Source organism: Rhizobium sp. NFACC06-2 (assembly GCF_900101425.1).
GTDB lineage: Bacteria > Pseudomonadota > Alphaproteobacteria > Rhizobiales > Rhizobiaceae > Agrobacterium > Agrobacterium leguminum.
Genome location: NZ_FMVA01000011.1, coordinates 45855 through 64411 on the forward strand (window position 1 = coordinate 45855; position 18557 = coordinate 64411).

The 18557-nt window shown below is 58.8% G+C and carries 17 protein-coding genes and 1 tRNA gene; 14 read left to right on the forward strand and 4 right to left on the reverse strand.

The annotated features are described in order from the left end of the window. Positions 1-6 precede the first annotated feature (6 nt). The 9 genes from F3H58_RS18385 to glpK all read left to right on the forward strand — a co-directional run bounded on the left by F3H58_RS18385 (position 7) and on the right by glpK (position 10057). Entirely contained in the window at positions 7-780 is a 774-nt protein-coding gene (locus F3H58_RS18385) for a DeoR/GlpR family DNA-binding transcription regulator (protein WP_020812079.1), read from the forward strand. A 108-nt stretch (positions 781-888) separates the two neighbouring features. Then, on the forward strand, positions 889-2412 hold the full coding sequence (locus F3H58_RS18390; protein ID WP_149743208.1) for a glycerol-3-phosphate dehydrogenase: 1524 nt from the start codon (positions 889-891) through the stop codon (positions 2410-2412). Between the two features lie 36 nt (positions 2413-2448). Next, positions 2449-3519 (forward strand): ABC transporter ATP-binding protein, encoded by a 1071-nt coding sequence (locus F3H58_RS18395; protein ID WP_080819687.1) that lies wholly within the window; start codon positions 2449-2451, stop codon positions 3517-3519. Positions 3520-3531: 12 nt separating this feature from the next. Beyond that, positions 3532-4602, forward strand: coding sequence for an ABC transporter ATP-binding protein (locus F3H58_RS18400; RefSeq protein WP_059758107.1), 1071 nt, complete (start codon positions 3532-3534; stop codon positions 4600-4602). A gap of 2 nt (positions 4603-4604) precedes the next feature. After that, a complete protein-coding gene (locus tag F3H58_RS18405; RefSeq protein WP_035225162.1) occupies positions 4605-5471 on the forward strand; it encodes a carbohydrate ABC transporter permease in 867 nt (288 codons plus the stop codon). A 3-nt stretch (positions 5472-5474) separates the two neighbouring features. Then, the gene (locus F3H58_RS18410; protein WP_149743209.1) at positions 5475-6395 is read left to right on the forward strand and encodes a carbohydrate ABC transporter permease; all 921 of its coding nucleotides are present in this window, start codon (positions 5475-5477) and stop codon (positions 6393-6395) included. A gap of 2 nt (positions 6396-6397) precedes the next feature. After that, complete coding sequence (locus tag F3H58_RS18415) at positions 6398-6691, forward strand: DUF2160 domain-containing protein (RefSeq protein ID WP_149743210.1); 294 nt, start codon at positions 6398-6400, stop codon at positions 6689-6691. Between the two features lie 75 nt (positions 6692-6766). Further along, positions 6767-8488 (forward strand): ABC transporter substrate-binding protein, encoded by a 1722-nt coding sequence (locus F3H58_RS18420; RefSeq protein WP_003519735.1) that lies wholly within the window; start codon positions 6767-6769, stop codon positions 8486-8488. Positions 8489-8557: 69 nt separating this feature from the next. Further along, the gene (gene glpK / locus F3H58_RS18425) at positions 8558-10057 is read left to right on the forward strand and encodes a glycerol kinase GlpK (protein ID WP_149743326.1); all 1500 of its coding nucleotides are present in this window, start codon (positions 8558-8560) and stop codon (positions 10055-10057) included. Between the two features lie 5 nt (positions 10058-10062). On the opposite strand, the gene F3H58_RS18430 is transcribed toward glpK, so the two are convergent. Next, the gene (locus F3H58_RS18430) at positions 10063-10923 is read right to left on the reverse strand and encodes a LysR family transcriptional regulator (RefSeq protein WP_149743211.1); all 861 of its coding nucleotides are present in this window, start codon (positions 10921-10923) and stop codon (positions 10063-10065) included. Between the two features lie 98 nt (positions 10924-11021). On the opposite strand from F3H58_RS18430, the gene F3H58_RS18435 reads away from it, so the two are divergent. Further along, positions 11022-12041 (forward strand): bile acid:sodium symporter family protein, encoded by a 1020-nt coding sequence (locus tag F3H58_RS18435; protein ID WP_149743212.1) that lies wholly within the window; start codon positions 11022-11024, stop codon positions 12039-12041. 67 nt (positions 12042-12108) lie between these two features. Here the strand turns inward: F3H58_RS18435 and hspL are convergent, their stop codons facing one another. Further along, on the reverse strand, positions 12109-12591 hold the full coding sequence (hspL, locus tag F3H58_RS18440; protein WP_149743213.1) for a heat shock protein HspL: 483 nt from the start codon (positions 12589-12591) through the stop codon (positions 12109-12111). A 379-nt stretch (positions 12592-12970) separates the two neighbouring features. Here hspL and F3H58_RS18445 point away from each other — a divergent pair, with 379 nt between their 5' ends. After that, on the forward strand, positions 12971-13912 hold the full coding sequence (locus F3H58_RS18445) for an alpha/beta fold hydrolase (RefSeq protein ID WP_149743214.1): 942 nt from the start codon (positions 12971-12973) through the stop codon (positions 13910-13912). Positions 13913-13933: 21 nt separating this feature from the next. Here F3H58_RS18445 and hisN read toward each other — a convergent pair whose 3' ends face one another. Continuing rightward, positions 13934-14710, reverse strand: coding sequence for a histidinol-phosphatase (gene hisN, locus F3H58_RS18450; protein WP_149743215.1), 777 nt, complete (start codon positions 14708-14710; stop codon positions 13934-13936). Positions 14711-15030: 320 nt separating this feature from the next. Beyond that, positions 15031-15915 (reverse strand): N-formylglutamate amidohydrolase, encoded by an 885-nt coding sequence (locus F3H58_RS18455; RefSeq protein WP_003519728.1) that lies wholly within the window; start codon positions 15913-15915, stop codon positions 15031-15033. A 182-nt stretch (positions 15916-16097) separates the two neighbouring features. Between F3H58_RS18455 and cpdR the strand changes: the two genes are divergently transcribed. From cpdR to F3H58_RS18470, 3 genes are all read left to right on the forward strand, one after another. Next, entirely contained in the window at positions 16098-16460 is a 363-nt protein-coding gene (gene cpdR / locus F3H58_RS18460) for a cell cycle two-component system response regulator CpdR (protein ID WP_003497910.1), read from the forward strand. A gap of 81 nt (positions 16461-16541) precedes the next feature. Beyond that, a tRNA-Val gene (locus F3H58_RS18465) sits at positions 16542-16616 on the forward strand. 330 nt (positions 16617-16946) lie between these two features. Next, entirely contained in the window at positions 16947-18542 is a 1596-nt protein-coding gene (locus tag F3H58_RS18470) for a peptide ABC transporter substrate-binding protein (protein WP_149743216.1), read from the forward strand. Positions 18543-18557 lie beyond the last annotated feature (15 nt).

An 18557-nucleotide genomic window follows, 5' to 3' on the forward strand; every position in this document is an offset into this window, starting at 1 on the left:
GGTGAAATGCTGCTCACACCGCGTCAGGATGAAATCGTTGCGCTGGCGAAAGCGAACGGGCGGGTGCTGGTCGACGAGCTGGCGGCGCGGTTCTCCGTCACTCCCCAGACGATTCGCAAGGATCTGAACGATCTCTGCGATACGCGGGTTTTGACCCGCATCCACGGCGGCGCGCTTTTTCCAAGCGGCAATGAAAACGTCAAATACGAGGCGCGTCGGGCGATCGCTTCTTCCGAAAAGCAGGCGATAGGCGCCGCCGCCGCCGCCCTCATCCCCAACAACTCGTCACTCTTCATCAATATCGGCACGACGACCGAAGCCGTGGGCGAAGCGCTGGCGGATCATCACGAGTTGATGGTCATTACCAACAACATCAATGTTGCCAACAGGTTGAGGGTTTTCCCCGGTATCGAGGTGGTGATTGCCGGCGGTGTCGTGCGCGGTTCCGATGGCGGTATCGTCGGCGAGGCGGCGGTGGATTTCATTCGCCAGTTCAAGGTGGATTTTGCGGTCATCGGCGTTTCGGCCATCGATGAGGATGGCGCTTTGCTGGATTTCGACTTTCGTGAGGTAAAGGTCGCGCAGGCAATCATCTCCAATGCGCGCCATGTCATTCTGGTGTCGGATTCGCTCAAATTCGAGCGCACGGCTCCGGTTCGTATCGGCCATCTTTCCCAGGTGCATACTTTCATCACCGATCATTGTCCGGTGGATTCGATCCGGTCCATCTGTGCCGATCATGACGTCCGGTTGATCGAAACCGAGATGGTCGAGTCCTGATCGGGACAGCCCATGAATTTCGTTTGACATTCGTTTTGTCTTCGAATTAGATGTCCGTGCTTTCAGTATATCGATGGGGAGAGCGTCGATGAAAGCGCGGGAGGATCCATGTCTGACGAGGCAATCCACGATATTTTCGTGATCGGCGGCGGTATCAATGGCTGCGGCATCGCGCGTGACGCCGTCGGCAGGGGCTATTCCGTCGCGCTTGCGGAAATGAACGATTTCGCCTCTGGCACCTCGTCCGCCGCTACCAAGCTTATCCATGGCGGTTTGCGTTATCTCGAACATTACGAGTTTCGTCTGGTGCGCGAAGCGCTGATGGAACGTGAGGTGCTGTGGGCCATGGCGCCGCACATCATCTGGCCCATGCGCTTCGTATTGCCGTTCCAGAAGGGTGGGGTGCGCCCGGCCTGGCTCGTGCGTCTCGGGCTATTTCTCTACGACCATCTTGGCGGCCGCAAGCTTCTGCCTGCGACCCGCTCGCTCGATCTGCGCCGCGATCCCGCCGGGAAACCTTTGAAACCGATTTTTGCCCGCGCCTTCGAATATTCGGATGGCTGGGTGGACGATGCCCGCCTGGTGGTGCTGAATGCCCGCGACGCCGCCAACCGCGGCGCGCTCATCCTCAACCGCACGCAGGTGGTTTCGGCCCGGCGCGAAGGCGCCTTCTGGCATGTCGAAACCAAAAATGCGGCCGGAGAGGCCAAAACCTACCGGGCGCGCATGCTGGTGAATGCCGCGGGTCCCTGGGTGGACAAGGTGCTGTCCTCGGCATTTGGCAAAAACAATGTCCATAATGTCCGCCTGGTGCAGGGCAGCCACATCATCGTGCGCAAGAAATTTTCCGATCCGCGTGCCTATTTTTTCCAGAATCCGGACGGGCGGATCATCTTCGCCATTCCCTATGAACAGGACTTTACGCTGATCGGCACGACGGATCGCGACTATACCGCCGACCCCCGGGCTGTTAAGATCAGCGACGAGGAGATCAGCTATCTTTGCAATGCGGCGAGCGAATATTTCGCTGAACCGGTGGAGCCGGCGGATATCGTCTGGACCTATTCCGGCGTGCGCCCGCTGTTCGATGACGGAGCATCGAAAGCGCAGGAAGCGACCCGCGATTATGTGCTGAAAACCGAAGGGCCGGAAGGCGAAGCGCCGCTTCTCAATATTTTCGGCGGCAAGCTCACCACCTATCGGCGGCTTGCCGAACATGCTCTTGAAAAAATCGGCGATGCGCTGGGTGAAAAGGGTGCGCCATGGACGGCGGGCTCGCATTTGCCAGGTGGAAATTTCGGCGCCGAGGCCTACACCGCGGAAGTTTCGGCGCTGCGGTCGCGTTACCCCTTTCTTGAAGAGCGTCATGCGGAGCGGCTTGTGCGCTGCTACGGAACGGATGCGGTAGTGCTGATCGGCAATGCCTCAGAGGCGGCAGCGCTGGGGCGGTATTTCGGCGGTACGCTCTACGAGGCTGAGGTTCGCTGGCTGATGGCGCGGGAATGGGCGCTGACAGCGGAGGATATTCTGTGGCGCCGCACCAAGCAGGGGCTCTTTTTTACCCCGGAAGAGGTGCGTGGGCTGGAGGATTATGTCGAAGACATTGCAGGTGGGCGCTTAAGGGCAATCTGACGATCCGGATAAAAGCGGAGGAGGCTTTGGATCACCATGCTTGAATTGCGAAACGTCTCGAAGATGGTTGGCGGTGAATATCATATTCACCCGACCGATCTGACGTTGCAGCGCGGAAGCCTGAACGTCCTGCTTGGACCGACACTTTCGGGCAAGACGACGCTGATGCGGCTGATGGCCGGGCTGGACAAGCCGAGCGCCGGCTCGATCTTTTTCAATGGCGAAGATGTGACGGGATGGCCGGTGCAGAAGCGCAACGTCGCCATGGTCTATCAGCAGTTCATCAACTATCCGGCGCTCAGCGTTTACGAAAACATCGCTTCGCCCATGCGCGTTGCCGGCAAGGACCAGGCGACCATCGACAGGGAAGTGAGGAAAGCCGCCGAGCTTCTGAAGCTGACGCCCTATCTAGACCGCACGCCGCTCAATCTTTCCGGCGGTCAGCAGCAGCGAACAGCACTCGCCCGCGCCATCGTCAAAAACGCCAATCTGGTGCTGCTCGATGAGCCGCTGGCCAATCTCGATTACAAGCTGCGCGAAGAGCTGCGCGAGGAACTGCCGCGCATTTTCGCCGAATCCGGGGCCATCTTCGTTTATGCCACCACCGAACCTTCCGAGGCGCTGCTTTTGGGCGGCAATACCGCGACGCTCAACGAGGGCAGGGTAACGCAGTTCAGCCGTACTATCGAGGTTTACCGGCGTCCCGTGGATATCGTCACGGCGGAAATTTTTGCCGACCCGCCGCTCAACACCATCGAGGTCGTCAAGACGGGCGGTGCATTCACCCGTGCCGACCAGGCGGTGATTGCGGTGCCGGCGCATCTTGCCGCCGTGCCGGATGGACCTTTGACCATTGCGTTCCAGCCGCATCATCTTTTCCCGCAGGCGAAGGGCGAGGCCCGCCAGTCGATCCGGGCGCGGACGCTGATTTCGGAAATCGCCGGATCGGAAAGCTTCGTGCATGTGGAATTTTCGGGCCGGCGCTGGGTCATGCTCGCGCATGGCATTCACGACATCGAGCCGGACAGGGACATAGAGCTGTTTCTCGATACAAAACACCTGATGGCCTTTGACGCGAATGGCCGCGCCATTGGCGAAGCGGCTTGAGGGAGATCGGTCATGGCACGCATCACGCTCGATCACATCCGACACGCCTATAACGCAAAGGCGCAGGCTGCCGGCGACTATGCGCTGAAGGAAGTCCATCATGAATGGGAGGACGGCGGCGCCTATGCGCTGCTCGGCCCTTCCGGCTGCGGCAAAACCACGCTGCTTAACATCATTTCCGGGCTGCTGCGCCCCTCCGAAGGCCGCATCGCCTTTGATGGAACCGACGTGACGGATTTCGCCACGGAAGACCGCAATATTGCGCAGGTATTCCAGTTCCCGGTCGTCTACGACACGATGACGGTCTATGACAATCTGGCCTTTCCGCTGCGCAACCGGCATGTGCCGGAGGCCGAGGTGGACCGTCGGGTGCGGGAAATCCTCGAAATGACCGATCTTTCCGGCATGGCCAAACGCCATGCGCGTGGTCTGACGGCGGATCAGAAACAGAAGATTTCGCTGGCGCGGGGGCTGGTGCGGTCCGATGTCAACGCCATCCTCTTCGACGAGCCGCTGACGGTGATCGACCCGCATATGAAATGGGTGCTGCGCTCGCAGCTGAAACGGCTCCACCGCCAGTCCGGTTTCACCATGGTTTATGTCACCCATGACCAAACCGAAGCGCTGACCTTCGCCGACAAGGTTGTGGTCATGTATGACGGGCAGATCGTCCAGATCGGCACGCCGGCTGAGCTTTTCGAACGGCCGGGACATACCTTCGTCGGTTATTTCATCGGCTCGCCCGGCATGAATGTGCTGCCCGCCAGTATCGACGGCGCGACCGCAATGGTCGGCGGGCTTGGTGTGCCGCTCGCCGGTGCGCCAAAGGTTGACGGAGCGCAACGCATCGAGATCGGCATCCGCCCGGAATTCGTCCGGCTGGAACGGGGCGGCATGCCCATCACTGTCGACAAGGTCGAGGATATCGGCCGGCAGAAGATCGTGCGCGCCCGGTTCGCCGGCCAGAAACTCGCGATCGTCGTTGCCGAAGACGAGGAAATCCCGGCGGAAGCGGGTGTTCGCTTCGATCCGGCCGCCATCGGCGTCTTCGCCGACTCGTGGCGTGTAAAGATGGGGGCCTGACCATGGAAAAGAGCTGGAACAACAAGGCATGGTTCATGGTGCTGCCGGTGCTGGTGCTGGTCGCCTTTTCCGCCGTCATTCCGCTGATGACCGTCGTAAATTATTCGGTGCAGGATACGTTCGGCAATAACCAGTTCTTCTGGGCTGGAACGCAATGGTTCGAGGAAATTCTGGCCTCGGACCGTTTCTGGGATGCGTTGGGGCGCAACCTGCTGTTCTCCGGCATTATCCTGGCAATTGAAATTCCGCTCGGCATCTTCATCGCGCTCAAGATGCCGAAATCCGGCATCGGCGTGCCGGTCTGCCTCGTCACCATGGCGCTGCCGCTGCTGGTGCCGTGGAATGTCGTGGGCACCATCTGGCAGGTTTTCGGCCGCAGCGATATCGGCCTGCTCGGTTATTACGCCAATCAGCTCGGGCTCGATTACAACTATGTCAACGATCCGCTCGATGCATGGATCACGGTTGTGATCATGGATGTCTGGCACTGGACGAGCCTTGTCGTGCTTTTGTGCTATGCCAGCCTCGTCTCCATTCCGGATGCCTATTATCAGGCGGCAAGGATCGATGGGGCATCGCGTTTCGCCGTATTCCGGTTCATCCAGCTGCCGAAGATGAAGCGCGTGCTGCTCATTGCCTTCCTGCTGCGCTTCATGGACAGTTTCATGATCTATACCGAGCCTTTCGTCGTCACCGGCGGCGGCCCGGGCAATTCCACCACCTTCCTGTCCATCGATCTCGTGAAGATGGCGCTCGGCCAGTTCGACCTCGGGCCGGCTGCGGCCATGTCGCTGATCTACTTCCTCATCATCCTGCTGCTGTCCTGGGTGTTCTACACCGTCATGACCAGCCACGACGCGGAGACTTGAGACATGAGCGCCTCGAATGTCACCACAAGCGTGGAGCGCAACGGCATCGGCAGTTCGCCGGTGAGAGCCTCTGCGACGGGACGATCTGGCCTTGCCGTCAATGCGCGGCGTCGCCACCATGGGCCGTCGCGTTTTTCCTGGCTGGTGCCGACGATCTATATCCTGCTGCTGCTGGTTCCGATCTACTGGCTCGTCAATATGAGCTTCAAGACGAACACGGAAATCGTCTCCTCCATGACGCTTTATCCGCATCAGCCGACGTTGCAGAACTACCGGACGATCTTCACGGATTCATCTTGGTATTCGGGCTATATCAATTCGATCATCTATGTCGTGATGAATATGGTGATCTCGGTTGCAGCGGCGCTGCCGGCGGCCTACGCTTTCTCGCGCTATCGTTTTCTGGGCGACAAGCACCTGTTCTTCTGGCTTTTGACCAACCGCATGGCGCCGCCCGCCGTTTTCGCGCTGCCGTTCTTCCAGCTTTATTCGGCCTTCGGGCTGATCGATACGCATATCGCCGTGGCGCTAGCGCATTGCCTGTTCAACGTGCCGCTGGCGGTGTGGATTCTCGAAGGCTTCATGTCCGGCGTGCCGAAGGAAATCGACGAGACCGCTTACATCGACGGCTATTCCTTCCCGAAATTCTTCGTGAAGATCTTCATGCCGCTCATCGCTTCCGGCATCGGTGTCGCCTGCTTCTTCAGCTTCATGTTCTCGTGGGTCGAGCTTCTGATCGCCCGCACGCTGACGACGACGGACGCCAAGCCGATTGCCGCGACCATGACGCGAACGGTCTCTGCCGCCGGCATGGACTGGGGCCTGCTTGCCGCCGCCGGCGTGCTGACACTGATCCCCGGCGCGCTGGTGATCTGGTTCGTGCGCAATTACATCGCCAAGGGCTTTGCGCTCGGGAGGGTTTGACCATGACGAAGATGCCCGATTTTACCTGGATGGCATGGACTTGGCAGACGGCGGCCTTTTTTGGCGCCATCGCGCTGCTGCTCGTCTGCATGTGGTTCTGGGAATATCTCTCGCCCGGCGGCAATCCCCGCTTCGGCCTCTTGCGCTTCGAAACCACGCGCGGTGACAGGCTGTTTATCTCGCTGCTCGGCAGCGCCTTCATTCATCTCGCATGGCTCGGGCTGGTCGGCCCGAACCTGTGGTGGGCTCTCGCTCTATCCTTGGTTTACGCCATCGGCGTTTTCCGTTTTGTCTAGAGCAGGAAAACGGTGCGGCGGAGGAAAACCGCACCCGCAGACTTCATGCAATCGCAAACCCCTGGGAGGACTGATATGCGACGGCATCTGATGACGACGACGGCGGCCATGCTGCTGGCAATGACGGGTTCCGCTTTCGCCGGAATGGAGGAAGCAAAGCAGTTTCTGGACAAGGAAATCGGCGATCTTTCGTCGCTTTCGCGTGGCGATCAGGAAAAGGAGCTGCAATGGTTTGTCGATGCCGCGAAACCCTTCGCGGGCATGGAAATCAAGGTCGTTTCCGAATCTCTGACGACCCATGAATATGAATCCAAGGTTCTGGCTCCGGCCTTCACCGCCATTACCGGCATCAAGGTCACGCACGACCTGATCCAGGAAGGTGACGTCGTCGAAAAAATCCAGACCCAGATGCAGACCGGCCAGAACCTTTATGACGGCTGGGTCAACGACAGCGACCTTATCGGTACGCATTGGCGCTACCAGCAGGTGCGCAACCTGACCGACTTCATGGCCAATGAAGGCAAGGACGTCACCAATCCCGGCCTCGACCTCAAGGACTTCATCGGCAGCGCCTTTACGACGGCACCAGATAAGAAGCTCTACCAGCTTCCCGATCAGCAATTCGCGAACCTCTACTGGTTCCGTTACGACTGGTTCAACAACGAAAAGAACAAGGCCGATTTCAAGGCCAAATATGGTTATGACCTCGGCGTGCCGGTCAACTGGTCGGCCTATGAGGATATTGCCGAATTCTTCACCGGCCGCGATGTCGACGGCAAGAAGGTCTTCGGCCATATGGATTACGGCAAGAAGGATCCGTCGCTCGGCTGGCGCTTCACCGATGCCTGGCTCTCCATGGCCGGCAACGGCGACAAGGGCCTGCCGAACGGTCTGCCGGTCGATGAATGGGGCATCAAGGTCAACGACAAGTCACAGCCGGTCGGCTCCTGCGTGGCGCGCGGCGGCGATACCAACGGTCCGGCTTCGGTCTATTCCATCGAGAAATACCTCGAATGGCTGAAGAAATATGCGCCGCCGGAAGCGCAGGGCATGACCTTCTCCGAATCCGGGCCGGTGCCGGCGCAGGGCAACATCGCCCAGCAGATCTTCTGGTACACGGCGTTTACCGCCGATATGGCCAAGCCCGGCCTGCCTGTCGTGAACGAGGACGGTTCGCCGAAATGGCGCGTCGCACCTTCTCCGCATGGCGTCTACTGGAAGGACGGCATGAAGCTCGGTTATCAGGACGTGGGTTCGTGGACGCTGATGAAATCCACCCCCGACGACCGTGCCAAGGCCGCCTGGCTCTACGCGCAGTTCGTGACCTCCAAGACCGTGGATGTGAAGAAGAGCCATGTGGGCCTGACCTTCATTCGCGACACCACCATCCACCACAAGAGCTTCACGGATCGGGCGTCCAAACTCGGCGGTCTCATCGAGTTCTATCGTTCTCCGGCCCGCGTGCAATGGTCGCCGACCGGCACCAACGTTCCGGATTATCCGAAGCTGGCGCAATTGTGGTGGCAGGCGATCGGCGATGCTTCGTCGGGTGCGAAAACCGCGCAGGCGGCGATGGACTCTCTCTGCGCCGAGCAGGAAAAGGTCATGAGCCGTCTGGAACGTGCCGGCGTGCAGGGCGATATCGGCCCGAAACTGGCGGAAGAGCACGATATCGAATACTGGAACAAGGATGCCGTTTCGAAGGGCAATCTGGCGCCGCAGCTGAAGATCGCCAACGAAAAGGAAAAGCCGGTCACCGTCAATTACGACGAACTGGTCAAAAGCTGGCAGAAGTAATGTCTGCGTAAAATCTGAAACCGGGGCGGCTTGCCGCCCCGGTCATTGCGTCTGAAAGGGAGTAGCATGATGGGCGGTTATATTCTGGCGATCGATCAGGGAACGACATCGACACGGTCGATGGTCTTTGATCGCGACATGCGGGTCATCGGTGTCGGACAGCGAGAATTTCCGCAACATTTTCCGGCCTCCGGCTGGGTCGAACATGATGCCGAGGATATCTGGAAAAGCGTGCTCGAAACCATCCGGCTGGCGCTTGCAGATGCCGGCATTGCCGCATCCGATATTGCGGCAATAGGCATCACCAACCAGCGCGAAACGACGGTGCTGTGGGACCGCAATACCGGCGAGGCCGTGCATCGGGCCGTGGTCTGGCAGGATCGGCGCGCCGCGCCCATCTGCGAGGATCTGAAACGCCGGGGACTTGAGCCACTGTTTTCGAAAAAGACCGGGCTGCTGCTCGACCCCTATTTTTCCGGCACGAAACTAAAATGGCTTCTGGACAGCGTCAGCGGCCTTCGTGAAAAAGCCGTGAAGGGCGACATCTGCTTCGGCACCGTTGACAGCTTTCTGATCTATCGCCTCACCGGCGGTCGTCGCCATGTGACCGACGCCACCAATGCCTCTCGAACGCTGATCTACAATATCGAGGAAAATGCATGGGACGATGAACTCCTGTCGATCCTCGATATCCCCCGCGCCATGCTGCCGGAAGTGCTGGATTGCGCCGCCGATTTCGGCGTGACGGATAAATCGCTTCTGGGCGCGGAAATTCCGATCCTTGGCGTCGCCGGCGACCAGCAGGCAGCGGTGATCGGCAATGCCTGCTTCGAGCCGGGCATGATGAAATCCACCTACGGCACGGGCTGCTTTGCATTGCTCAACACCGGCACGGATCGCGTCGCCTCCACCAACCGGCTGCTGACGACCATCGCTTACCGTCTTGACGGCGTCACCACCTATGCGCTGGAAGGCTCCATCTTCATTGCCGGTGCCGCCGTGCAATGGCTGCGCGATGAGCTCGGTTTCATCTCGGTCGCTTCCGAGGTCAGCGCGCTTGCGGAAAAGGCCGACGCCAATCAGCGTGTCTATCTGGTTCCAGCCTTCACCGGGCTTGGCGCACCCTATTGGGACGCGGAGGCGCGTGGCGCTATTTTCGGGCTGACGCGTGGCACCGGTCCGGCGGAATTCGCCCGCGCGGCGCTGGAAAGCGTCGCCTATCAGACGTTCGACCTGCTGGACGCGATGCGCAAGGACTGGGCGGGTGACAATGGCAAGACGGTGCTCCGGGTCGATGGTGGCATGGTCGCTTCCGATTGGACCATGCAACGGCTGGCGGATATTCTTGCGGCACCCGTCGACCGGCCGGTCTTCCTGGAAACGACCATTCTCGGAGCGGCCTGGCTTGCCGCCTCACGCGCCGGCATCTGGCCGGATCGCAAGGCCTTTGCTGAACATTGGCGGCGTGACCGCCGTTTCAGCCCCGCAATGGAAGAGGCTAAACGGAAAGACGCCATTGCCGGCTGGCGCGACAGCGTCGGCCGCTGCCTGTCGCGGCGGGAGAATTGAACAGGCTATACAAAACTGCCGGGTGCGATGCTCTTGCTGGAAACGAGATCGGAAAGCGCGCGCACCAGCTTAGCATCCGCACCCTTGCTCGGCTGAAGCACGAATTCCACGTCCTCCAGCGGCGGTAGCACGCCTGCGGCAATCTCCTTCAGGCCGGCCGGCGCCATGCTGCGCGGCTGCACCAAAATGCCCATGCCCGCTCTTGCGGCAGCGGTCAGCCCGCTCAGGCTGCCGCAGGTGCAGACGATCCGCCATGAGAGACCGGCCCGGTCCAATGCTTCCTGCGCCGCCTTTCTGGTAATGCTCGGCGGCGGAAAGGCGATCAGCGGCAGGGCATCCGGCTGGTTCAGCATGCGCTCCGGGTCTCGCGCCAGCCACACCAGCGGTTCGCGATAGAGAAAGTGTCCGAGCTTGTCGCCGAGACGGCGTTTGGCGAGCACCACATCCAGCTCGCCATTATCCTGCATCTGGTAAAGCACGCCGCTCAGCGAAACCGTCAGCTCCAGATCGACCAGCGGATAAAGCCGGATGAACTCCTCCAGAATGGCCGTCAGGCGGCTGGCGACGAAATCTTCCGAAACGCCAAGCCTCAACCGCCCGCGCAGACGGTTTTCGCTGAACAGCGATGACACCTTGCTGTCGATTTCCAGCATGTTGCGGGCATAACCCATCAGCGCCTCACCTTCGCCCGTCAGTTTCACCTGATGGGTGCTGCGGGCAATCAGCCGGCGGCCAAGTGCGGCCTCAAGCCTTTGAATATGCTGGCTGACAGTGGACTGGCCAATCCCCAGCCGTTCGGCCGCCAGCGTGAAGCTGCCGGTTTGCTGAAGCATCACGAAGCTCGCAAGATGTTGAAGGTTCAGCATTATCCTGAATCGCGATAACTGTTAATCTTTGCATCGGAATTCATGATGAGCGATAGTAGCGCGCGTTTCAAGCAAAACCGATGCCGGAAAGATCTCCCATGACCCGCTTCCTACCTGATCGCTTCACCATGATGCTGGTGGCCACCGTGATTTTGGCCTCCATTTTGCCGATCAGCGGTGAGCCGGCGGAGTATTTCGGGCTGGCGACAAAACTCGCGATCGCTTTGTTGTTCTTCCTCCACGGCGCGCGGCTTTCCCGGGATGTGGTGATTGCCGGTATCCTGCACTGGCGCCTGCATCTGGCGATCCTTCTCGTCACCTTCGGCCTGTTCCCGCTGCTCGGCGTGGCAATCGGCTTCATTCCCGAGAATATTCTGCCTGCGCCGCTTTATATGGGCGTGTTGTTCCTCTGCGTCCTGCCATCCACCGTGCAGTCCTCCATTGCCTTCACCTCCATGGCGGGCGGAAACGTGCCGGCTGCGATCTGTTCGGCCTCGGCTTCGAATATTTTCGGCATGTTCCTGACCCCGCTGCTGGTCGGCCTTCTGTTTACGGTGGGAGGCCATGGCGGTGGATTTTCGCTGGATGCGTTCCTGCAGATCTTCCTGCAGCTGCTTTTGCCCTTCATCGTCGGTCAGGTGCTGCAGCCGTGGATCGGCGACTGGATCAGGGCGCGCAAGAAACTGCTGGCTCCGGTCGATCGCGGCTCCATCCTGATGGTCGTCTATCTCGCTTTTTCCGATGCGGTCATCGAAGGCATCTGGCACACGTTTTCGCTCAGGGATATCGGTGTGGTCATCGTCATCAATATCCTGCTGCTGGCGCTTGTCCTGTGTGTGACGATGTTCGGCAGCCGTTTGCTGGGTTTCGACAAGGCCGATGAAATCACCATCACCTTCTGCGGCTCGAAAAAGAGCCTCGCCAGCGGCCTGCCCATGGCGGGCGCGATTTTCGCCGGCCAAAGCATTGGTGCAATCGTTCTGCCGATCATGCTTTTCCACCAGATCCAGCTGATGGTCTGCGCGGTGCTGGCCCAACGTTATGCCAGAAAGGCCCATGAAAAAGCGGCCATATCGGAAGCCGCTGCCGCAGAAGGTGCGGCAGTCTCCACCCGCTGAAGAGCGAATTTTCATCAAACAAAAACGGCCCCTTTTACGGGGCCGTTCGTTTGAGGTCCGGATCGGTTTAGTTGACCTGAGCCGGCGAAATCTGGGCTTCGATGGTCTTCGGGGCATCGGCGCTGTCGGACGAGATCGCAATGCGGCGCGGTTTCATGGCTTCCGGAATATTGCGGACGAGATCGATGTGGAGCAGGCCGTTCTTCAGGGAAGCGGTCTGGACCTCGACATGGTCGGCAAGCTGGAAGCGGCGTTCGAAAGCGCGGGTGGCAATGCCGCGATACAGGAACTCACCTTCGGATGACTTCTCATCTGCGGCCTTCTCTGCCTTCACCGTCAGCGTATTCGCACGGGATTCAATGCTGAGTTCAGTTTCATCGAAACCGGCAACGGCCATGGTGATGCGATAGGTGTTTTCGCCGGTCCGCTCGATATTGTAGGGCGGATAGGATTGGGCCTGTTCAGACTGTCCGAGGCCGTCAAGCATCGAAAAAAGACGGTCGAAGCCGACGGTGGAACGATAGAGGGGGGAAAAATCAACGTGACGCATGGTGTCCTCCTTAAGAAGCGACTGTTTGCGGTTAAGCCCGGCGTCCCGTTCTGGCAACGGCCGGACATGTGGCGCGGTCCCGTTCTGGCGACCGCATGAATGAGATGGGAATGGCCTGCCGCTGCGTCAAGGGGGGCGTGAAAAGGCGAAAGCAAGATGAACCATGGCTGAACGTCAGGTTCCGGCATCGTTCAGTTTGAGAGCCATAAACATCGGTCATCGGAGACATTCTCCGTGGACAGAAGCAATAACGTCCCTTCTTCTTCTGTCTTATTCGCCGGAACCGCGACTGCTTCAACCGACGGTTCCGGCAATTTTTTCTTTGACCTTCCCGCGCCGCCGACCTATCCCGAAAAGGCAGAAAAGCCGGAAAAGACCGATGATCGAAGCCACATTACGCGCCAGCGAAGACAACCCGGTTCCCGGCAACCATACCGTCGGTTATTTTACCGGCGATCGCGGCAAACAGCTTCGCTACGCGATCTTTCGCGCCAGCCGCCAGGTGGCCCGTGGAACCGTGGTTCTGCTGCACGGCAGGAACGAATGTATCGAGAAATATTTCGAAACGGTCGGCGATCTCACCGCCATGGGTTTCTGGGTTGCGACCTTCGATACGCGCGGGCAGGGCGGTTCCGAAAGATTGCTGAAAAAACCGGGTGCCGGGCATGTGCGGCGGTTCTCCGACTACCAGCGTGATATCAGCCTTTTTCTCGAACAGGTGGTGTTGCCGGATGCGCGGCTGCCCTTCTTCATGATCGCGCACTCCACCGGCGCGCTTGCAGCGCTTGCCGCCGCACCCGGCCTGTCGAACCGGATCGACCGTCTGGCGCTTTGTTCGCCTTTCATCGAGCTGGACAGCCAGCAATCCGTCCCCTCATCCGTCATTCGGGCGGTGGCGACGGCTCTAAGTCTCGTTGGCCTTGGGCGGGTGCAGCTCGGCAAGGATCAGCGCGAGCGGGACTTCGACGGCAATCCGCTCACCTCGGACCCCAGACGTTTTAAAAGAAATCTCTCGCTGCACAGGCAGTTTCCGGAACTTTTCATCGGCGCGCCGACGGCGCGCTGGGTCTATGAGGCGCTGAAGACCATGGGACGGGTGGTCCGTCAGGACCATCTGACGAATATCACCATTCCGACCCTTATTCTGGCGCCGATGCTGGATACCATCACGCCCTATAAGGCGCAGGAGGAACTCTCACGCAATTTCCGGGCAGCGCAGCTTCTTCCGATCACCGGTGCGCGCCACGAACTGCTGCATGAGCGTGACGTTTTCCGCAAACAGGCGCTGGCGGCCATCGACGCGTTTTTCGCGCCGGAATGATGGCCGCTTAAGCTGGCTGCCTCAGAGTTTTGAGAGAATGGCGAGCGCCTGTTCGTGCACCGCCTTTGAGCCGGCTGCGAGAATGCGGCCGCCATTTTCCGGACGCCCGCCATCCCAGGTCGTCATAATGCCGCCGGCCTGTTCGATGACAGGGATCAGCGCGCCGACATCATAGGGCTTCAGGCCGGATTCGATCACCAGATCGACGTGGCCGGCTGCAAGCAGGCAATAGGCGTAACAATCCACGCCGTATCGGAAAAGGCGAACCTGATCCTGCACTTTTTCGTACAGGGTCTTCTCCTCCGCGGTGAAGATGTGGGGGCTCGTGGTGAACAGTACGGCATCTGACAGCGAAGCACAGTCGCGCGTGCGGATTTTCCGCTCGCCATCCGGCCCGAAATACCAGGCTGTCTCGCCATCGGCGAAATAGCGCTCTTTCGTGAAAGGCTGGTCCATGATGCCCATGGAGGCGCGGCCGGCCGACTGGAAACCGATCAGCGTGCCCCAGACCGGCACGCCGGAAATGAAGGCACGGGTGCCATCGATCGGGTCGATGACCCAGATATGCTCGCGGTCGAGACCGATATTGCCGTGTTCTTCGCCCAGAATGCCGTGCTGCGGAAAACGGGCCTCGATCAGGGCGCGAATGGCTGTTTCTGCTGCCTGATCGCCTTCCGTCACCGGATCGTAGCCGCCATCCTCTTTGTTGGCGACGGCAATGCCCGTGCGGAAGCGGGGAAGCGTTTCAGCGCTGGCGGCATCGGCAAGTTTGAAGAAGAAATCCCGGTCGGGCAGCATGCGAAACCTCATTGCCTGAATATTGGGTCTGAATTCTATTGCGGCAATGCATAGACCGGAATCGCATCCGCCGTCCACTCATACGAATGAAGGCGCCGGTGTTTCCATATTTTCAGCACAAGCCTAAAAAATATGCATAAAATAAAATGATTGACAATTGTGCAATTACTGCGTAGCGTGATCCTACAGTCTTTGACTGTAAATACCCTCCTTGGGTGTTTCCTCCCTAGACTTGACCGCGCCAAGGCGCGGTTTTTTTTGTCCGGGGGGCTGCCAGACGATCCGGGATAAAAGATTGAAATAGCGGATGATTCGAGCTGCTATTCGGCAGCGAGCGACGTTTCTATCGCGTATTCGGAAACGAAGGCGCCGAGCTGGCGCATGAAGATTTCAAGCGACGCCTGAATCGCAGGAAAATCGGCTTTTTTCAAAAGCGTCTTTTCGTCCACGTAAAGCGCCCGGTTGACTTCGATCTGCAGCGCATGGAGAGAGCGGATGGGCCGGCCATAATGTTCGGTGATGAAGCCGCCGGCATAGGGTTTGTTGCAGACCGCGACGAAACCCAGTTCTTCAAGAAAATGCAGCGCGGCGCGGGAGACTTCCTGGGATGCGCTGGTGCCGTAGCGATCCCCGATGATTACATCCGGCCTGAGATTCGACCCGGCAACGCGGATATTGCCCGGCATGGAATGGCAGTCGATCAGCACCGCCATTCCGAAATTGGCGTGGGTGCGAGACAGCAGGCGGCGCAGGCAGGCATGATAGGGCTTGTAGATCGTCTCGATCCGCGAAAGCGCCTCGTCGACCGGCAGGCGGTGGGCATAGATATCCATATTCTCGGCGACGATGCGCGGCACCGTTCCCAGGCCACCTGCGACCCGCATGGAGCCGATATTGGCATAAGGCGGAAGCGTGCCTTCGAACATGCGGGGATCGAGCTCGTAGGGCTCGCGATTGACGTCCAGATAGGCGCGCGGAAAGTTCGCTTTGAGAAGCGGCGCGCCGATCTCCGGTGCCGCCGCGAACAGCTCGTCGACGAAATGATCTTCGGAGCGGCGAATCTCGTGCGAATCGAGCCTTGCTGATTCCAGGAAGGAGATGGGGTAGCAGCGGCCGCTATGGGGGGAATTATAGACGAATGGCAGGGTTTGAACGGCAGGTTCCGTTACTTCAAACAGCTCATATTCACCCGTTATCCAGTCCATTCAGGGTCATTTACCATGTCGCAAAACTATCAGGATGTTCATGTTGCCAGTTACGGCGCGGCAAGTCCATACTATCGCCCAATCAGCGCTATACCGATTCACGCGTTCACAGGATATTTACCGTGAAAATCCTATAATCGGGCTAGGGTATTCCAAACATTGAGTAGTTACGGTCACTTATGATGAATCAGAAAATTCTTCTCGCTGAAGACGACAACGATATGCGCCGCTTCCTCGTCAAGGCGCTGGAAAAAGCCGGTTACAAGGTTTCTTCCTTCGACAATGGCGCCAGCGCCTATGACCGGCTTCGCGAAGAGCCCTTTTCGCTTCTGCTGACCGATATCGTCATGCCCGAAATGGACGGCATCGAGCTTGCGCGGCGCGCGACCGAACTCGACCCGGACCTGAAAGTCATGTTCATTACCGGCTTTGCAGCCGTTGCGCTGAATGCCGATTCGAAGGCCCCGAAGGACGCCAAGGTGCTTTCCAAGCCGTTCCATCTGCGCGATCTGGTGGATGAGGTCAACAAACTCCTTGTGGCGTAAGGCCTCTCAAAAAACCTTCACAAAACCGAAAAAAAGCAGTTGACGCATGAACCGGTTTTGTGGTCTATCCGCCGCCACGGAGGGCGTGTAGCTCAGCGGGAGAGCACTACGTTGACATCGTAGGGGTCACAGGTTCAATCCCTGTCACGCCCACCATCCGAATTCTTAAGTATCAAGGCCTTGCGAGAGATCGCGAGGCCTTTTTACATAGTGGCCCCCAGCGAGTGACACTTGCGTCTGCCTTACTGTCTTCGATGCCACGCGGTTCGGAGATAAGGTTCGTATCGCGCAGGTCTTTCACGACAGAGCAACCCCCGGGATGCGATTTTCGCGCCTCGGGTATTCAGAACAGTTGTCCACAGTCCTGGCATTGAAAGAGCACCGACGAGGTCAAGGCTTCCCATCAACTCACAATTTATTGTTGTTGCGCTTCGGAGCAATATCGCCTTGTTTGTAGACTCAAAATCTTCACGGGGAGAGAAAACGATGTCGATAAAAACAACAACGCGCGCCACTCTGCTGGTCGGATCGCTTCTGATTGGCGCCAGTTCGGCACTTGCAGAAACAGTCCTGCACCGCGGCAATGCCGGCGAACCGCAGACGCTTGATCAGGCACAGACCTCGATCAACATCGAAGAATTTATCCTGAAAGACCTTTATGAAGGTCTGACCATTTACGATGCCGCCGGCAAGATCGTGCCCGGTACGGCGGAAAGCTGGACACTGTCTGAGGATGGTACCGTCTACACGTTCAAACTGCGTGCGGATGCGAAGTGGTCGGATGGCACGCCGGTAACGGCCGGAGATTTTGTGTTCTCCTACCAGCGCGTCGAAGATCCGAAGACTGCAGCAAAATATGCCAATATCCTTTATCCGATCAAAAACGCTGAAAAGATCAACAAGGGCGAAACGCCGGTTGACCAGCTTGGCGTCAAGGCGGTGGATGACAAGACCCTTGAGATCACACTCGAGCGCCCGACACCGTTCATCCTTGAGCTCCTCGCGCACCAGACGGCTCTGCCGATCTCGAAGGCGAGCTACGAAAAGAACGGCGCCAACTTTGTAAAGCCGGGCGTCATGGTCTCGAACGGTGCCTACAAGCTCGAAACGCATGTTCCCAATGACAGCTTGACGGTGGTCAAGAATACCAATTTCTGGGACGCCTCGAACACCAAGATCGACAAGGTCATCTTTTATCCGATCGACGACCAGGCCGCATCGGTTCGCCGTTTCGAAGCCAAGGAAATGGACCTCGCCTACAATTTTTCCGCGGACCAGATCGACCGGCTGCGCACCTCCTATGGCGAGCAGGTTCACGTTTCGCCGACGCTTGCGACCTACTACTACACCTTCGATACACGCGAGGCGCCGTATGATGACGTGCGTGTCCGCCAGGCGCTCTCCATGGCGGTAGACCGCGATTTCCTCGCCAAGGAAATCTATAGCGGCTCCCAGATTCCGGCCTACTCCATGGTTCCCCCGGGCATGGATTCCTACGGAGAGCCGGCAAAGGCCGATTTTGCCACACTATCGCAGCTTGATCGCGAAGACGAAGCCCTCAAGCTCATGAAGGAGGCAGGTTACGGTGAAGGCGGCAAGCCGCTTTCCATCGAAATCCGTTACAACACCAACCCAAACCATGAGCGCGTCGCGACGGCCATCGCGGACATGTGGAAGAACACCTTCGGCGCGAAGGTGTCACTGGTGAACCTCGATGTCGCCTCGCATTACGGGTACCTTCAGGAAGGCGGCAAGTTCAACGTGGCGCGTGCCGGCTGGGTTGCCGACTATGCGGATGCGGAAAACTTCCTCGCCCTTTCGGTATCCTCCAACAAGACCTTCAACTATTCCAAGTTCAACAATGCGGAATATGATGCGCTGATGCAGAAGTCCTATGACGAGAAGGACCCTGCGGCCCGTTCCAAGCTGCTGCATGAGGCGGAAACCATCCTCATGAAGGAACAGCCGGTTGCCCCGCTGCTGACGCAGGCCGATCTGTGGCTGGTTTCAAACCGCGTCAAGGGCTGGGTCGACAATGCTGCCAACGAACACCTCAGCCGCTTCCTGAGCGTTTCCGAATAAGCAGCGCTGGCACGG

What these genes read in the sequence shown, in the direction of transcription:
- hspL (WP_149743213.1), bottom strand. Translation starts at nt 12,591, where the DNA reads ATGCGTCACGTTGATTTTTCCCCCCTCTATCGTTCCACCGTCGGCTTC.
- F3H58_RS18415 (WP_149743210.1), top strand. Translation starts at nt 6,398, where the DNA reads ATGACGAAGATGCCCGATTTTACCTGGATGGCATGGACTTGGCAGACG.
- hisN (WP_149743215.1), bottom strand. Translation starts at nt 14,710, where the DNA reads ATGCTGCCCGACCGGGATTTCTTCTTCAAACTTGCCGATGCCGCCAGC.
- F3H58_RS18420 (WP_003519735.1), top strand. Translation starts at nt 6,767, where the DNA reads ATGCGACGGCATCTGATGACGACGACGGCGGCCATGCTGCTGGCAATG.
- F3H58_RS18445 (WP_149743214.1), top strand. Translation starts at nt 12,971, where the DNA reads ATGATCGAAGCCACATTACGCGCCAGCGAAGACAACCCGGTTCCCGGC.
- F3H58_RS18455 (WP_003519728.1), bottom strand. Translation starts at nt 15,915, where the DNA reads ATGGACTGGATAACGGGTGAATATGAGCTGTTTGAAGTAACGGAACCT.
- F3H58_RS18410 (WP_149743209.1), top strand. Translation starts at nt 5,475, where the DNA reads ATGAGCGCCTCGAATGTCACCACAAGCGTGGAGCGCAACGGCATCGGC.
- F3H58_RS18470 (WP_149743216.1), top strand. Translation starts at nt 16,947, where the DNA reads ATGTCGATAAAAACAACAACGCGCGCCACTCTGCTGGTCGGATCGCTT.
- F3H58_RS18405 (WP_035225162.1), top strand. Translation starts at nt 4,605, where the DNA reads ATGGAAAAGAGCTGGAACAACAAGGCATGGTTCATGGTGCTGCCGGTG.
- F3H58_RS18390 (WP_149743208.1), top strand. Translation starts at nt 889, where the DNA reads ATGTCTGACGAGGCAATCCACGATATTTTCGTGATCGGCGGCGGTATC.
- F3H58_RS18435 (WP_149743212.1), top strand. Translation starts at nt 11,022, where the DNA reads ATGACCCGCTTCCTACCTGATCGCTTCACCATGATGCTGGTGGCCACC.
- F3H58_RS18385 (WP_020812079.1), top strand. Translation starts at nt 7, where the DNA reads ATGCTGCTCACACCGCGTCAGGATGAAATCGTTGCGCTGGCGAAAGCG.
- F3H58_RS18430 (WP_149743211.1), bottom strand. Translation starts at nt 10,923, where the DNA reads ATGCTGAACCTTCAACATCTTGCGAGCTTCGTGATGCTTCAGCAAACC.
- cpdR (WP_003497910.1), top strand. Translation starts at nt 16,098, where the DNA reads ATGAATCAGAAAATTCTTCTCGCTGAAGACGACAACGATATGCGCCGC.
- F3H58_RS18400 (WP_059758107.1), top strand. Translation starts at nt 3,532, where the DNA reads ATGGCACGCATCACGCTCGATCACATCCGACACGCCTATAACGCAAAG.
- glpK (WP_149743326.1), top strand. Translation starts at nt 8,558, where the DNA reads ATGGGCGGTTATATTCTGGCGATCGATCAGGGAACGACATCGACACGG.
- F3H58_RS18395 (WP_080819687.1), top strand. Translation starts at nt 2,449, where the DNA reads ATGCTTGAATTGCGAAACGTCTCGAAGATGGTTGGCGGTGAATATCAT.